Raw genomic sequence first — 14,579 nt, forward strand, 5'->3', positions numbered from 1 at the left:
ATATAAAATGCAATCCAGTATGTCAAGAAAGGGAAACTGCTGGGATAACGCTTGTATGGAGAATTTCTTCAGCCACTTTAAATCGGAGTGTTTCTATATGAACTCTTCCGGTACCTCTGAAGAGGTTCGAGGTGCTGTAAGTATGTATATTCGATTCTATAACCATCATCGCTTCCAGAAAAAATTAAACAACCTGAGTCCATATCAATATAGAACTCAGGTTGTTTAATTGGTCTTTTTTATTTCAGTCTATTTGACTGGGGTCACTCCACAATATACAGAGATCATCTTCTTTAGGCTGCCTAATCCCTTTTTTTAAAATGTCCTTTACAAAGGGTACACTTTACAACTAGCCTACTTCTTAACCAATAGACAAGAAGAGGCGATCGCTTCTCAATTAAGGATTAGTTGACCATAATCCCGAAGTCTTTACTAGGACTCTTGGATGAAGCTTTAACCCGGCTACAAGCAGCTCTGCTAAATCCTCTGATTGCATAACATTTTCAGGATTTCCACTAATAAGATTGGTTTCAATGGCCAAATCAGTTGCAACTGTACTTGGTGTTAAAGCCGTTACACGGATATTATGCTTTCTTACCTCTAGCATGAGTGATTCCGTTAGTCCTAAAACAGCAAATTTAGAAGCGCTGTAAGCACTTGTAACAGGTGCTCCTTTTTGGCCCGCAGTTGAGGAGATATTCACAATATCTCCTGATTTTCTTTCAATCATATCAGGTAAAACGGCTCTTGTTACATTATATACACCCATCAAGTTTACTCGGATGATGTTTTCCCATTCTTCAGGGGTTAAATCAAGAAAACCGCCAAATTTAGCTATACCTGCATTGTTGATTAAAATATCAATAGAACTTAGGTCTGATTTGATGTGTTCAACAGCTTGATGAACTGCTTCAAGATCGGCTACATCTGCTGTTGCTGCTGAAACGTTCACATCATATTGCTCTAGTTCCGCGGTTACCTTTTCAAGATTTGACATCGTTAATCCAATCAATCCTAAATGAACTCCTTCTTTTGCTAAAGCAATCGCAGTAGCACGCCCGATTCCTCTGCCTGCCCCAGTAATTAAAGCAGTTTTTCCTTTTAATGAAATCATGATATCAATCCTTTTTAAAAAATTTTAGAATAATTGTTAATAATAACAAAATAATGTTTTAAAGACTAACCAAAAGACCGCAAAGTTTCTTTAGTATGTTTGCGGTCTTTTGGTTATTACATTCTTAGGACTATGTTTTATTCAAGATTGGCATGTCTGCCATACATCTTATTGGTATCTAACCCCTTTTTCTCCATGAATCTCAAGATGACGGCATCATAAAAAAGTAAAAGGGTCTGCTCAAATAGTGAGCCCATTGGTTGGATGGTTTTATAATCGCCCTCTGATTGGTCTTTGGGGGATCCAGGCAATTTAATGGTGATATCTGCTAACTGTCCAATAGTGGAATCAGGGAATATCGTGACAGTTGCAATTTTACCACCAATGCTTTTTGCTTTTTCAGCCATGGATACTAAGCTTTTCGTTTCCCCGGATCCGGATCCGATGATTAAGATATCCTCTTTTTCAAAGTTGGGAGTTACAGTTTCACCGATTACATAAGAATCAATTCCCATATGCATCATCCGCATTGCGAAGGATTTGGCCATGAATCCGGATCTGCCTGCACCGGCGACAAAAACCTTTTTCGATTCAAGTATCCCGTTGACGAGTTTTTCAGCTTCTTCATCTGAGATTAAGTCGGCTGAATGATTAAGCTCTTTTAAGATTTCTGCTAAATATTGAGTCGTCTGCATCTTAGGATTAACCTGCTGTAACCGTTTGTTCTTTAATCATTTGTTGCATTTTGGCAGCAGTAGCTTTTTTATCAGCTTGTCCAGTAATCCCGCCGCCTACAATGACAAGGTCTGGATTTACTTTAATGACTTCTGGAAGTGTTTCTAATTTAATGCCGCCTGCGATGGCCGTTTTAGCATTTTTAACCACACTTTTGATGGTTTGTAGATCTTCAAAAGAATTTTTTCCGACTGCTTGAAGATCGTAGCCCGTGTGAACACAAATATAATCCACGCCCATATTATCCACTTCTTTAGCACGTCCAGCAAGGTCTTTTACCGCAATCATATCGATAAGGACTTTTTTACCCTGTTTTTTCGCTTCTTCTACAGCACCTTTAATCGACATATCTTCAGCCGTTCCAAGAATAGTGATAATATCAGCACCTGCTTCGGAAGCTTTCATCACTTCATATCCAGCAGCATCCATAATTTTCAGGTCTGCTAATACTTTTAAGTTAGGGAACGCTTCTTTTACTGCCTTTACAGCATGGAGACCTTCGTTGATCACAACCGGTGTTCCGATTTCTACGATATCAATATGCTCCTCTACTTCTTTTACCAATTCGATTGCTTCTGGAATGTTGACTAAATCTAATGCTAATTGTAATTCCATCTATGTTTCACTCCTCATAATTTTTTAAGTTTGTTGCATAGTAGTAATAATGCCCGTTGTTCACTTTCATTTCTCCTGACAACTGTAACCAATGTTCTTGTTAACAATGGTACAGTGTTAGTATAATGTGTATATTAAAAGTGTGGAAGTACGCACTTTATTTTTACATAGTGTTAAAAAGTATACTATGTGATATTCTGTTATTCTATATAGAAGTGGAGGTGAAACAAATGTCACGTATGCAGGACAAAATGTTTAACTGTGAAAAAGAATTAACGCTTTATGTTATTGGCGGTAAATGGAAAATGCTGATTTTGTGGCATTTAGGAAAAGAGGGAACGAAGCGATTTGGTGAGTTGAAGGCTCTTATGCCGGGTATTACTCAACGAATGCTTGTTAACCAATTACGCGAGCTAGAAGAAGACCTCATTGTTGAACGAAAAGTCTATCCTGTTGTTCCGCCAAAAGTAGAATATTCATTGACCGAACAAGGAAAAAGCTTAATGCCAATACTCGATTCCATGTATGAATGGGGTATAAACTATATGGAGAATGTGATGGATACTCCTGCCAATAAAAGTTCGTCTATTAAATAGCAATCATACTAAAAAGAGGGGATTACAAACCACAAGTAGACTTTTAATAAGTCAAGACTTGTGGTCTTTTTATTTGCAATGATCCAGTTCATAAAGGAAATAAAGGAGTACATTCTGGAAAAAGGTAAATAATATTCCTGTGTTGTAAAGGATTTTAGCTGAACTGTTTTATAGTAAGGAATCAAGAATAATACATATTTTCAGGTGAGATGATGAAAAAATTTGTTGAGTATGTTTTTTACTTTGGGGGCGTCAATCGTTGCTATGGGATTAGAAAACGATGTTAGCACCAAACGGGCTAGTAGAAGGTGGTGTAACAGCGTTATCGATTATGGCCAATGCTTTTTGGGGAATCCCAATTTATGTTGTATTTTTCGGCTTAAATATTCCTATCTTAATTTTTACAGCTAAAGAAGTGGGTAAAACCTTTGTCATTAGAACTCTATAGAGGTATCTGTAGAGGATATGAAAAAAATCTACATCGCGGCTTACAACGGAGATAAAATCAACTTCTAATGAAGATAATCAGAACATGGCACAGAAATGAATATTTTTACTTCTGTTTTGTCATTGAAAGGAGGTGAAGCATGAGTAAAAAAATTGCTACACTTATAACAAACCTATTTGAAGATGTGGAGTACACTGAACCAGCACAAGCCTTTAAAGAAGCAGGTCATGAAGTTATCACGATTGACAAACAATCAGGTAACCAAGTAACCAAGTAACTGGTAAAAAAGGCACAACCGTAAAAATTGATAAATCCATTGATGAAGTTCATCCTGCAGACTTTGATGCGTTGCTTATCCCTGGTGGATTCTCTCCCGATTTATTGCGTGAAGACGATCGTTTTGGTGAATTTGCAAAAGCATTTATCCAAGATGGAAAACCTGTTTTTGCCATTTGTCATGGACCACAAGTGTTAATCGATACAGACCTTTTATAAGGTGTCGACATCACTGGCTATAAATCCATTCGCAACGATTTGAAAAATGCTGGTGCAAATTTTAAAGACGAAGAAGTTGTCATCAGCAAAAATATTGTAACAAGTCGAGAACCAAAAGATATTCCAGCATTTAATCGTGAATCACTTAAACTTTTAGCAAAATAATGCTGATGTAAAAACGTAAATATTTCTAACTTGCGGATTCTTTAATCAGAATCCACAAGTTGGTTAAACAAACGTATGAATAAAGGAGGAATTGCTTTGTCATTAAAAGGAAAAAGAGTGGTTGTTTTAGGAGGTACATCTGGTATTGGTTTAGCCGCTGCTAAGGCGTTTATCGATGAATCCGCTCAAGTTATTATTGCTAGCCGTTCTGCTTCAAAATTATCTGACGCAAAAGTGAAGCTTGGTGGTAACGTAGAGGGCTATGAAATCGACTTTCGCAGCGAGGAAAAGGTTGCAGACTTTTTCAAGAAGGTTGGGAAATTTGATCACCTGGTGGTTACTGCAGGTGAAGGCGCTATGGGTCACTTTAGCGAACTGCCTGTTGCAACCGTAAGAGAGACTTTTGATAGTAAGTTCTGGGGGCAGTATATTTCGGTTCGCGCTGCTCTTCCATACTTGAATAATGAAAGTTCTATTACATTAACTTCTGGTGTATATGGTGTGCGTCCTCCTAAAGGTGCAACGACTCTAGCTTCCATTAATTCAGCAATCGATGGATTAGTACGAGGACTTTCAGTAGACCTGGCACCCATCAGAGTAAACGTGGTATCACCTGGTATCGTTGACACTCCTCTTTACGGCGGAATGCCAGAAGATCAAAGACAAGATATGTACCATGGGATTGCTAAGCAATTACCTGTCGGACGTGTTGCTCAACCTAAAGATATTGCTGAAACCTATGTTTACCTAGTGAAAAATGGGTTTACAACTGGCACATCGGTTCTTATCGATGGAGGAGCTCATCTGATCTAATCCATTTGAGATCAAAGTCGATTGATAAAATGATTTAGAATAGATGAGGATGACTCAAAGTGTCAGACACTTATAGGCCATCCTCACTTCTTTGTTTTTTTGCACAGACGGAAGCAGAAATGGCCATATCATGCAACAAAGAAGGGTTATTTTGGTTGCGGAAATTTTAAATATATGCGTACTTTATACGAAGAGACGTTAACATTCTACTTCTATGATACCCAAATACATAAAAGAAAGGGTCGAGCCTAATGGAAGAAAAGAAAAGAGCGGAAATTAAAAATGCTTTAGCCAAACACGTGGTAACCCTGCCTGACGACACTTCTTTACCTAGTCTAGGACAAGGAACATGGTACATGGGGGAAAATCCCCAAGTGAGAGACAAAGAAATAAAAGCCTTGCAGCTCGGCTTAGAATTGGGTATGAAACTTATTGACACTGCTGAAATGTACGGAAATGGAGACTCTGAACGCTTAGTTGGCAAAGCCATTAAAGGGCGCAGAAATGAAGTCTTTTTAGTCTCAAAAGTGTATCCCCATCATGCAGGTTTAGATAAGATTTCAAAAGCATGTGAAAATAGCTTAAAACGACTAGGAACAGACCACTTGGACTTATATCTTCTCCACTGGAGAGGACGTGTTCCTTTAGAGGATACAATTGAAGGAATGGAAAAACTACGTGAAGAAGGAAAAATTTTAAGATGGGGCGTCTCTAATTTTGACACGGTTGATATGGAAGAGCTATGGAACACTAAGTATGGAAAAAATTGTGTGACGAACCAAGTGCTATACCATTTAGGTTCAAGAGGAATCGACTTCGATCTCTTACCATGGCAGCGTGAACATAACATGCCAATCATGGCCTATAGTCCCCTTGCTCAAGGAGGCTCTTTAAGAAGACAGCTTTTAAACGATCCAGCTATTCATGATATTGCTGACAAATACAATGTCCAACCATTACAAATCGCTCTTGCTTGGACCATCCGTTCGAATAACGTCATCTCTATTCCAAAAGCGGTTCAAGATGAACATGTTTTAGCAAATGCTGAAGCAGCATCAATTGAGTTTACTGAAGAAGATCTAAGTAGAATAGATCAAGTATTTCCTAAACCTACTAGGAAAATGCCATTGGATATTATTTGAAAATTCACTTTAAAGAGGGAATATTGTTGGAGTTGCTAACAATCTAATAGGAATTTCAAAAAAACTGTGTAGAATTTATTCCATACAGTTTTTTTATCGGGGAAGTTTAATATCCTTTTCGAATTATTCCCGCATAACGTAGTAGTGCTAATTGGACGGCAAAGCCTAATCGATTGTAGTCCCGCGAAGACAATGAATCGTCGATAAAAGGTATTTGGCTTTAAATTCAAGACGCTTCATTCCTTCTGTCGAAGTAATAAATCCAGATTTCCACTCATCATACACCTGAATGAAATCAGCATTGATCTTGTACTTACGTCGCACGAATTTCACTCCCTTATTCTTTGCTACTTCAATTCCTTCAGCCTGCCGTTGTCTATTTTTTTTTACGTTCTTGCTCAGCGACATAAGAAAGTAGACTTAAAAATTGGTCCTCCATTAACTTCCCAAGATCACCCATTCCCCGGAATTTCCGGCTATCAAAAAGCGTCTCATTCTCTAATACCACAATATCTGCGTTTAACTTTCGAGTAATATACTTCCACTCTCGAATAATAACATCATAATCCGTTAAACTACTTTTTGTACCGACTGGTAGGTACTGATTAAAACGTAAAAAATGTTCTTCCTGTCTTTTAACGAAGTGTTTGCGATACCCATCGAGTAAAAACATACGTGAATAGGCAAGATATATATCCAATTAATATATTGAAGGAGTGTTAATTATGGCTGATATAAAAATAAATGTGAATGCAATTTGGGATGGTGGGGTAACAGGGAATGGAACCCTTAAAGCGGAGTATCTTGATACAAAAATCGCTATTCCAACATCATTAGGAGGTAGTGGTAACGGAGCAAATCCAAAAGAGGTTCTCGTTGCTTCTGTAACAACTTGTTATGCAGCAACACTGACATTTGTGCTTGAAAGCAGAAAACTTCCTGTGGCGGAATTTACAGTGAACTCTGAGGCAAGTATATCTGATAATGAGTTTAAAATTATCCATTATCCTCACATCGTTTTATCTGCTGGCGCGACAGAAGAACAAATTCAATCTGCACAAAGAGCGACAGAAGCAGCAGATAAAGGGTGCGATGTCGGAAATATATTGAAAAAAGCAGATGTTAAAATTGAAGTTCAAGGTAAAGTTTCTGTGAAATGATATGATTCACCCAAAGCTTTTTTGTTCAAATTTATCGATCTTCCACAATGGAGGCATTATCTACAGTATGAAAAAAAGCCCAATTTCTCAATTTAATGCTGAGAAATTGGGCTTTTTAATATTGGTATTTCCTTAACGTTGTAAATTTGCGTTTTGCTGGTGGTACCCCTTTGAAAAAAATAAAAAGGAGCTAGTGTTATGCAGTTACCTGAAGACTTTAAAAATTTTTTAGGCATAAACCAAGCTACTATCCCATGTGCATCATTCGCATGGCAAAGGATTTACCCATAAGCCCGGATTCCTGCACCCGCTACAAAAACTTTCTTTGATTCAAGAATCCCATTAACCAGTTTTTCAGCTTCTTCATCAGCTATTAAGTCTACTGAACGATTTAGCTCTTTTATGAATTCAGCTAAATATTGAGAAGTCTGCATGATGGATATTAGCCTTGTTTTACTAATTTTTGTATTTGGGCAGCTGTCCCTTTAATATCAGCTTGTCCAGTGATACCTCCACCAACAATAACAAGGTCAGGTTGTGCTTTAATGACTTCCGGAAGTGTATCTAATTTTATGCCGCCTGCTACAGCAGTTTTTGCATTTTTTACAACACGTTTAATGGTTTGAAGGTCCTCAAAAGAATTTTTTCCAACAGCTTGAAGATCGTAGCCAGTGTGCACACAGATGTAGTCGACGCCAAATGCATCCACTTCTTTAGCACGAGTTTCAAGATCTTTCACAGCGATCATATCAACAAGGATTTTTTTGCCTTGTTTTCTGGCTTCTTCAACAGCCCCTTTGATGGACATATCTTCAGCTGCACCAAGAATCGTGATGATATCAGCGCCAGCTTCAGATGCCTTCATCACTTCATAACCGGCTGCATCCATAATTTTTAGGTCAGCTAATACTTTTAAAGAAGGGAAAGCTTCTTTCATTTCTTTAACAGCCCTAAGCCCTTCATTAATAACCACAGGTGTACCGATTTCTACGATATCAACATATTCCTCCACTTGTTTAACCAATTCAATACCTTCTTGAATGTTTACTAAATCCAGTGCCAATTGTAATTCCATTTATCCTTCACTCCTAATAGTATGTTTTAGTTTGTTGCACAGTAAGTATGTCCCTCTGGCAATCAATCATTGCGCAGCAAGAAATTCATATGGACTGTACAATGTATCGTATACTAAGTATAATATTTTAGTAAGTACGCACTTTAATTTTACATAGTGTTAAAAAGTATACTATGTGATTTAGGATTTATATTTGGAGTTGATTTGAATGACAAGGCTACAGAATAAAACATTCAATTGTGAGAAAGAATTGACCCTTTCTGTTATTGGGGGGAAATGGAAGATGCTTGTTTTATGGCACCTAGGCAAGCAGGGGACCAAGCGTTTTGGTGAACTGAAGACTCTTATGCCGGGCATCACTCAAAGAATGCTCGTTAACCAGCTTCGAGAGCTGGAAGAAGATCTTATTGTTCATCGCGAAGTCTATCCAATTGTACCTCCCAAAGTGGAATACTCTCTGACAGAACAAGGAGAAAGCCTGATGCCGATTCTTGATTCGATGTATAATTGGGGTAAAAATTATATGGAGAATGTCGTTGGGGGCCAAGTAAAAAGAAAAGAGGATATCAAGTAGAAAAACTATCCCCTCTTTCTTATTCAAAGATGTTTTCTCCATTTTCTTTACCTTGATATGGTCACGTATCAAATTAAGGTAGAGAAAAGCACAACATTTAATAATCAGTTATTAAAAGCCAAGGTTAGCGATTTTTCTATAGTCGCTGACCTTGGCTTTTTCACATGCACCCGGCATTGGTGCAAATCTCTAGCCATGGTGGTGTACGGTTTGCTTAATGAAGGAGTGTCTACTCAGAGGGGAAAACCTTTTCGTTTTTAGGAATATTATACAAAGACCCAGTAATTGGTATCTTCATTGCACAATTTTACTGATACTATTTAATTATAAAGTGCGTACTTACACAAAAAATATACGTAATATACTAATTTAGCACAAAGAATTGTAAGTTAAGGGAAGGCTATAACAAGCATGAAAAAAAACTCATGAGAACATCAAAAGTCTGTCAATGGTGATAGATCTTTAAATAAATCAGTATCTCCATAATTAACTTCTATAATGAAATGAAAATAGATGAATCTTAATAAAAGGGCTTGGAACAAAAGGTACTGTTGCGTTAACAAAACTTATAAAGAGAGGAGGTACCCATGGAAATGTTCAAAACAAATCAACGAAGGGTTTGTGAAAGATGTTTAACAATCACTACAGATTAATGAAAAATGTCCAAAATGTGGCCATGCTCAATTAAGGCAGTCATCTTTACCCTACAAGCTGGGAGAATTAAACTAGTCTTACATTCAAAAGTAGGATTATGCATAAAGGGGTTCCGGTAGCAAAACGCGGAAATCATACGCTAAGCAAAATTCGACATCAAAAAAGCCGATTTTCCTACTCTAAGGAAGTTCGGCTGTTACTTTTGGATTTACCGTTATATATTGCTTGATATAATCTGGTTACGCCTTCTTCATTTTTTGATGCCCAAACCCTAAAATAATTCGATTAGGATGTTTCCATTTTCCTATAGTATTATCTTCTGCTGGAAAAATTCAATTCCAAACTTTTCGATTTCTTCAAGTATCTTTAAAAAATGGGAATCTTTCCATTCAACAATTAGGTGTAAACCTGTTAAATAACCAAAATAATCCTTCTTTCTTTGCCACCTGTTCTCTAAGCTAATTTGTGTAGTTCCTTTAAAGCCGTTTCCTAGCCCTGTCTAAAGCATAAAATTTGATTTTGGGTATAAAGGGAAATAATATAGAGATATCGCAAATTATCAATTTCCTTTTGTTCGATTAGTTTATACTCATTCCAAGCAAAATAGATTTTAAGATCAGAAAGGGGCGGGCACCGTTGAATCGGGAATCAAATATGATAAATGACGAACAGGCAGTTGAAATTTTCAAGGCTCTGTCAAATCAAATAAGAGTAAATATTCTGCAAATGTTGAAAGAACCTGATAATAACTTTTCCCCGCAGGCCCATGTCATCAAAGAAAAAGGCTTTGATGGCGGGGTTTGTGTTAGTGATATTCACAGCAAAGTAGGACTATCACAGTCCACTACCTCCCAGTATTTATCTATCCTATTGCAAAGCGGTCTGGTGGAAATGAAACGAATCGGACAATGGACTTATTATCGACGGAATGAGGAAACCATTAAACAGTTTGAAAAGTATATAGGCTTAAAAATATAACCTTTTAAGGAGGACCAAGAGTGAGTTTTCAAAATCATCGTGCCTATAACAGCATGTACCAGAAAGACAAAATGACACTCGGATTTATCCTCCCGACTGCCAGGATGTCTAAAAATCCGATTATGGAGAATCAGCTGGAGCTTGCCCGTAAAATTGAGGAATATGGCTTTGCTTCATTATGGCTCCGTGATATTACGATGCAGGATTTGAATATTGATGATAACGGCCAAAAGTTCGATTTATGGATTTATTTGACGTATCTTGCTGCCTATACGAAGCACATTGCGTTAGTGACAGGAAGTGTAGTTCTACCTTTGCGCCACCCCGTCAGGGTAGCCAAGGAAGCTGCATCAATTGATCAATTGTTTCCAGGTCGATTGATTATGGGAGTGGCATCAGGGGACAGGGAAAAAGACTTTACAGCTTTAGGGATATCTAAGCAAGAAAGCGGTCCGTTATTTAAAGAAAATTTCGAAATTCTCGACCGGCTGTTAAAAGAGGATCAGCCGACAATCCACAGCCACGCCGGACTTATCGATGGTACAGATATGAGGTTAATCCCAAAGCCTGTATCTTCGATTCCGACCATGGTGACTGGATTTAGCAATCAGTCTATCAATTGGATAGCCAGGAATGGGGATGGGTGGCTTCAATACCCAAGAAGCATTACTCAACAGGCGCAGCTTATCCAGGATTATCGTGCTTTAACTGAAGTTCATGCTCCAGGAGATTTTAAACCCTTCTCTCAAAGCTTGTTCATCAATTTATTGGAAAATCCCGATGAAATGCCTGTCCCCATACCCTTAGGCTATTCCGTAGGAAGAAACCGTTTAGTTGATCTACTTCATCAATTTCAAGCGATTGGTGTCAACCATTTGGCGTTTGTTCTGTATTTTTCCAAGCGCCCTCCAGAGGAAGTAATCCAGGAACTTGGAGAATTTGTTTTACCCTACTTTCCAACCCATAGAGGTACAGGCCAGTTTTAAAAAATTTAATTGTATAAAAGGAGGAAGAATTATGACAAAGAAAATAGAACTTTCAGTGCTAGATCCCTCCCCAATTGTCGAGGGAGGATCAGCCGACTTTCCCTTCAAACACGCTTGATCTAGCAAAGAAAACAGAGCAGTGGGGATATAAACGGTTTGGCTTGCTGAACATCATAATTGGGCAGGAATGGCGAGTTCAGCATCCCCGATCGTAATTGGACGAGTAGCCTCTGTCACGGAAAAAATGCGTATTGGATCAGGTGCAATGCTGCATTCCCATTATTCTCCTCTTTCCGTGGCTGAGCAATTGGGAACATTAGAAACCTTCTTCCCTGGCCGAATCGACCTTGGATTGGGGCGGGCACCTGGCACCGACCAATATTCAGCAAATGTATTGCGGCATAGGGTTGCTGGTGAACCTGAATTTGATGCCCGACTTGAGGAGCTTATCGCATATCTTTATGGTACAGGAACAGCCACTAAGAATGGTTCATTTAGCATTCACGCCATTCCAGGCGAAAAAAAATGTGCCAATTTGGCTGTTAGGTTCAGGGTTTTATAGTGCACAATTGTCTGGAATGCTTGGGTTACCATTCTCTTTCGCGGGACATTTTGCTCCAGGTAACATGATGGAGGCCATAAAACTGTACCGGGATTATTTTCGTCCGTCACAATTTTTGGAGGAGCCTTATGTACTGTTAGCCGTTCAAGTGGTGGCTGCTGATGAGAAACAGGAGGCACAAAGGCTTGCCACATCGATGTATCAAAAATTTCTTTTGTTAACCCGCGGACAGCCTTCGCCCATTTTGCCACCTGTTGATAATATGGTCAAGCTTTGGAACGATAATGAACGCAGGGCTGTTGAAGAACAGCTTTTCACTTCCATCATCGGGGACCCTGCAGGTGTGAAGCAGCAGCTCATGAGTTAATAGAAAAGACTGACGCTGATGAAATTATGGATCATACAGAGATTTTTGATCGTAAGGCACGGCTGCGCTCTTATGAAATTTTGGCTCAGGCTGCAGTAAATTAAACATTATTGTCTAGTCTAATAAAGGATGTATTTTCTGCAGATATTAAATCAGTTAAATTAATGTGATTTAGATTGAAGCAGTAAAAGAAGACAAAGAAAACAACCTGTAAATTCTTTTATAGGTTTGAAACGAAATTTTTAAAGAAAGAAGATGTGCATATGCCTGAAAATGATACAAAACAAATTACGGATATTCCATTCTCGGTCCTGGATCTCTCTCCAATTGCAGATGGAAGGACGCCGGCTGATTCTTTTCGCAATACTTTGGAGCTGGCCCGGCTCGCTGAAGAGCTGGGGTATAACCGATATTGGCTCGCTGAGCATCATAATATGCCATTTATCGCCAGCTCTGCAACATCGGTAGTTATTTCCCATGTTGCAGCAGGTACATCAAAAATCCGGGTAGGTTCAGGCGGCATTATGCTGCCGAATCATGCACCTCTTGTTATTGCTGAGCAATTTGGTACTCTGGAATCATTATATCCAGGACGTATTGATCTTGGCTTGGGCCGTGCACCAGGCACTGATCAGCTTACGGCACGTGCATTAAGACGTGACTTGAGAAGTTCAGGAGAAGATTTCCCTGAGCAGCTGGCTGAGCTCCGGAATTACTTTGACCCTTCCCTGGCACAAGGATATAGTCATGTTAAAGCAATTCCAGGTGAAGGATTAAACATACCTATTTGGCTGTTAGGTTCGAGCGGATACAGTGCCCAGCTGGCAGGAGAGCTTGGACTGCCGTTTGCATTTGCGAGCCATTTCTCGCCGCATAACACACTGCAGGCTATCCAGCTGTACCGCCGTTCGTTTAAGCCTTCTAAAGTACTGGACAAACCGCATGCAATGGTAGGGCTAAACATCATTGCGGCCGATACAGATCAAGAAGCTGAGCGGCTCGCTACAACATTGCAGCAGCAGTTCTTGAATTTGATGCGCGGGAAGGAAGTCCCATTGCAGCCGCCAGTGGATAATATTAATGATTATGCTAGCGACTATGAAATAGCTGCCCTTGAGAATCAATTAGGAACTTCGATTGTCGGCAGTCCTCAAATCGTAAAAAAAAAGCTGGAAAAGGTTCTGGATGAAATTCAAGCCGATGAAATTATGGCAATCGCCCAGGTTTACGATCATAAGGCCCGCCTCCATTCCTATGAAATATTGGCAGAAATTACTCAGCTAAAATAGGTCAAAACTGGCATCACCATAGAAGAAACGTTGCAATTAGTGGACAAGTTAGCAGACCAGGATTATCTCCATATTTCTGTCGGCGGCTTTTGGAACGGATCAACAATCAGACATCCCGAGTTGTTATGATCCATGAGCGTGTCGGCTCGTGTTCCTGTGATGGGTGTTGGGATGCTGCGGACACCCGATGAAGTGATGAAAGCATTTGAAATACTTTAATCGCTTTAGGGAGGGAATTGATAATGGAACCTCAGTGGGTACAAAAGTACAAGCCGGTGAAGAAGACAAAATCCGTACATCATTATCTAAAAAAGATTAAAAAGAACTGGCTATTTCTAGTAAAATGTGGGAGTACTATACTGGCATCCCTGGCTAACTTCCTATTGTATAGGGAGTTCACTTATCTCATTCCATCTCTGCTTCCTTGAATTGTTCAACAAAAAATGGGAATCGTGATGATAATTGTCCTTGCTCAGCAAGTATAAGAATATACCTTATACTAAACAAGACGGTACATTTTAAAGGGAAACCATCTTAGTGGTTTCCCTCCTTTATTGAGTATTAGAGCAGAAAATCAGCCATAGTTTATTTGTTTATGACTAGATGTTATTGTTAATATGTAATCAACAATAGACGCCCATAGAAATGATTGGATCTAAAGTGAACCTGAGATTAAAAGATAAAACGGCAGTCGTTACAGGCGGCAGTAAAGGTATTGGAAAAGCAATTGCCGTCGCGTTTGCCAAGGAAGGCACCAACCAATGTTGTAATTTGTGGCCGTGGTGAAGAAGCAGCAGCAGAAAGTGAAAAT

At 39.0% G+C, this 14,579-nt stretch carries 14 protein-coding genes and 6 pseudogenes; 13 read left to right on the forward strand and 7 right to left on the reverse strand.

Features of this window, described 5'->3' with window-relative positions; translation table 11 throughout:
- The first annotated feature begins 7 nt into the window (after window positions 1–7).
- Window positions 8–229 carry an IS3 family transposase gene (locus LQ188_RS26910; RefSeq protein ID WP_363320538.1) on the forward strand — a complete coding sequence of 74 codons (222 nt, stop codon included), beginning with the start codon at window positions 8–10 and terminating at the stop codon, window positions 227–229.
- Between the two features lie 168 nt (window positions 230–397).
- Here the strand turns inward: LQ188_RS26910 and LQ188_RS00940 are convergent, their stop codons facing one another.
- The 3 genes from LQ188_RS00940 to hxlA (LQ188_RS00950) form a co-directional block, all read right to left on the reverse strand.
- Window positions 398–1,114: a 3-ketoacyl-ACP reductase gene (locus LQ188_RS00940; RefSeq protein ID WP_230175763.1), complete on the reverse strand. Its 717-nt coding sequence runs from the start codon at window positions 1,112–1,114 to the stop codon at window positions 398–400.
- 137 nt (window positions 1,115–1,251) lie between these two features.
- On the reverse strand, window positions 1,252–1,809 hold the full coding sequence (gene hxlB / locus LQ188_RS00945) for a 6-phospho-3-hexuloisomerase (protein ID WP_048686231.1): 558 nt from the start codon (window positions 1,807–1,809) through the stop codon (window positions 1,252–1,254).
- A 7-nt stretch (window positions 1,810–1,816) separates the two neighbouring features.
- The gene (hxlA, locus tag LQ188_RS00950; protein WP_230175764.1) at window positions 1,817–2,464 is read right to left on the reverse strand and encodes a 3-hexulose-6-phosphate synthase; all 648 of its coding nucleotides are present in this window, start codon (window positions 2,462–2,464) and stop codon (window positions 1,817–1,819) included.
- 230 nt (window positions 2,465–2,694) lie between these two features.
- Here hxlA (LQ188_RS00950) and LQ188_RS00955 point away from each other — a divergent pair, with 230 nt between their 5' ends.
- The 5 genes and pseudogenes from LQ188_RS00955 to LQ188_RS00975 all read left to right on the forward strand — a co-directional run bounded on the left by LQ188_RS00955 (window position 2,695) and on the right by LQ188_RS00975 (window position 6,123).
- The gene (locus LQ188_RS00955; protein ID WP_230175765.1) at window positions 2,695–3,060 is read left to right on the forward strand and encodes a winged helix-turn-helix transcriptional regulator; all 366 of its coding nucleotides are present in this window, start codon (window positions 2,695–2,697) and stop codon (window positions 3,058–3,060) included.
- A 212-nt stretch (window positions 3,061–3,272) separates the two neighbouring features.
- Window positions 3,273–3,502: pseudogene (locus LQ188_RS00960) on the forward strand (YitT family protein); the annotation flags it as partial.
- A gap of 145 nt (window positions 3,503–3,647) precedes the next feature.
- Window positions 3,648–4,168, forward strand: a pseudogene (locus tag LQ188_RS00965) (type 1 glutamine amidotransferase domain-containing protein).
- A gap of 96 nt (window positions 4,169–4,264) precedes the next feature.
- A complete protein-coding gene (locus LQ188_RS00970) occupies window positions 4,265–4,981 on the forward strand; it encodes an SDR family oxidoreductase (RefSeq protein ID WP_230175766.1) in 717 nt (238 codons plus the stop codon).
- 251 nt (window positions 4,982–5,232) lie between these two features.
- On the forward strand, window positions 5,233–6,123 hold the full coding sequence (locus tag LQ188_RS00975; RefSeq protein WP_230175767.1) for an aldo/keto reductase: 891 nt from the start codon (window positions 5,233–5,235) through the stop codon (window positions 6,121–6,123).
- Between the two features lie 165 nt (window positions 6,124–6,288).
- Here the strand turns inward: LQ188_RS00975 and LQ188_RS00980 are convergent, their stop codons facing one another.
- Complete coding sequence (locus LQ188_RS00980) at window positions 6,289–6,447, reverse strand: hypothetical protein (protein WP_230176019.1); 159 nt, start codon at window positions 6,445–6,447, stop codon at window positions 6,289–6,291.
- A 9-nt stretch (window positions 6,448–6,456) separates the two neighbouring features.
- Window positions 6,457–6,691: pseudogene (locus LQ188_RS00985) on the reverse strand (recombinase family protein); the annotation flags it as partial.
- 157 nt (window positions 6,692–6,848) lie between these two features.
- Here LQ188_RS00985 and LQ188_RS00990 point away from each other — a divergent pair.
- A complete protein-coding gene (locus LQ188_RS00990) occupies window positions 6,849–7,283 on the forward strand; it encodes an OsmC family protein (protein WP_230175768.1) in 435 nt (144 codons plus the stop codon).
- A 250-nt stretch (window positions 7,284–7,533) separates the two neighbouring features.
- On the opposite strand, the pseudogene LQ188_RS00995 reads toward LQ188_RS00990, so the two are convergent.
- A pseudogene (locus LQ188_RS00995) lies at window positions 7,534–7,717 on the reverse strand (6-phospho-3-hexuloisomerase); the annotation flags it as partial.
- 8 nt (window positions 7,718–7,725) lie between these two features.
- Entirely contained in the window at window positions 7,726–8,358 is a 633-nt protein-coding gene (gene hxlA / locus LQ188_RS01000; RefSeq protein WP_098371994.1) for a 3-hexulose-6-phosphate synthase, read from the reverse strand.
- A gap of 208 nt (window positions 8,359–8,566) precedes the next feature.
- Between hxlA (LQ188_RS01000) and LQ188_RS01005 the strand changes: the two genes are divergently transcribed.
- From LQ188_RS01005 to LQ188_RS01030, 6 genes and pseudogenes are all read left to right on the forward strand, one after another.
- Window positions 8,567–8,932 (forward strand): winged helix-turn-helix transcriptional regulator, encoded by a 366-nt coding sequence (locus LQ188_RS01005; protein WP_230175769.1) that lies wholly within the window; start codon window positions 8,567–8,569, stop codon window positions 8,930–8,932.
- Between the two features lie 1,308 nt (window positions 8,933–10,240).
- Entirely contained in the window at window positions 10,241–10,564 is a 324-nt protein-coding gene (locus LQ188_RS01010; RefSeq protein ID WP_098186435.1) for a metalloregulator ArsR/SmtB family transcription factor, read from the forward strand.
- Between the two features lie 20 nt (window positions 10,565–10,584).
- Window positions 10,585–11,550, forward strand: coding sequence for a TIGR03571 family LLM class oxidoreductase (locus tag LQ188_RS01015; RefSeq protein ID WP_230175770.1), 966 nt, complete (start codon window positions 10,585–10,587; stop codon window positions 11,548–11,550).
- Window positions 11,551–11,581: 31 nt separating this feature from the next.
- Window positions 11,582–12,583 (forward strand): annotated as a pseudogene (locus tag LQ188_RS01020) (LLM class flavin-dependent oxidoreductase).
- A gap of 159 nt (window positions 12,584–12,742) precedes the next feature.
- The gene (locus tag LQ188_RS01025; protein WP_230175771.1) at window positions 12,743–13,768 is read left to right on the forward strand and encodes an LLM class flavin-dependent oxidoreductase; all 1,026 of its coding nucleotides are present in this window, start codon (window positions 12,743–12,745) and stop codon (window positions 13,766–13,768) included.
- 645 nt (window positions 13,769–14,413) lie between these two features.
- A pseudogene (locus LQ188_RS01030) lies at window positions 14,414–14,527 on the forward strand (hypothetical protein); the annotation flags it as partial.
- Window positions 14,528–14,579: the final 52 nt, after the last annotated feature.

The sequence above is a fragment of the Peribacillus sp. Bi134 genome, assembly GCF_918698065.1.
Taxonomy (GTDB): Bacteria; Bacillota; Bacilli; order Bacillales; family DSM-1321; genus Peribacillus.

Bases quoted from the DNA above. Each gene is read 5' to 3' on its own strand.
- LQ188_RS26910 (WP_363320538.1), top strand. From the start codon at position 8: ATGCAATCCAGTATGTCAAGAAAGGGAAACTGCTGGGATAACGCTTGT.
- LQ188_RS00940 (WP_230175763.1), bottom strand. From the start codon at position 1,114: ATGATTTCATTAAAAGGAAAAACTGCTTTAATTACTGGGGCAGGCAGA.
- hxlB (WP_048686231.1), bottom strand. From the start codon at position 1,809: ATGCAGACGACTCAATATTTAGCAGAAATCTTAAAAGAGCTTAATCAT.
- hxlA (WP_230175764.1), bottom strand. From the start codon at position 2,464: ATGGAATTACAATTAGCATTAGATTTAGTCAACATTCCAGAAGCAATC.
- LQ188_RS00955 (WP_230175765.1), top strand. From the start codon at position 2,695: ATGTCACGTATGCAGGACAAAATGTTTAACTGTGAAAAAGAATTAACG.
- LQ188_RS00975 (WP_230175767.1), top strand. From the start codon at position 5,233: ATGGAAGAAAAGAAAAGAGCGGAAATTAAAAATGCTTTAGCCAAACAC.
- LQ188_RS00990 (WP_230175768.1), top strand. From the start codon at position 6,849: ATGGCTGATATAAAAATAAATGTGAATGCAATTTGGGATGGTGGGGTA.
- hxlA (WP_098371994.1), bottom strand. From the start codon at position 8,358: ATGGAATTACAATTGGCACTGGATTTAGTAAACATTCAAGAAGGTATT.
- LQ188_RS01005 (WP_230175769.1), top strand. From the start codon at position 8,567: ATGACAAGGCTACAGAATAAAACATTCAATTGTGAGAAAGAATTGACC.
- LQ188_RS01010 (WP_098186435.1), top strand. From the start codon at position 10,241: ATGATAAATGACGAACAGGCAGTTGAAATTTTCAAGGCTCTGTCAAAT.
- LQ188_RS01025 (WP_230175771.1), top strand. From the start codon at position 12,743: ATGCCTGAAAATGATACAAAACAAATTACGGATATTCCATTCTCGGTC.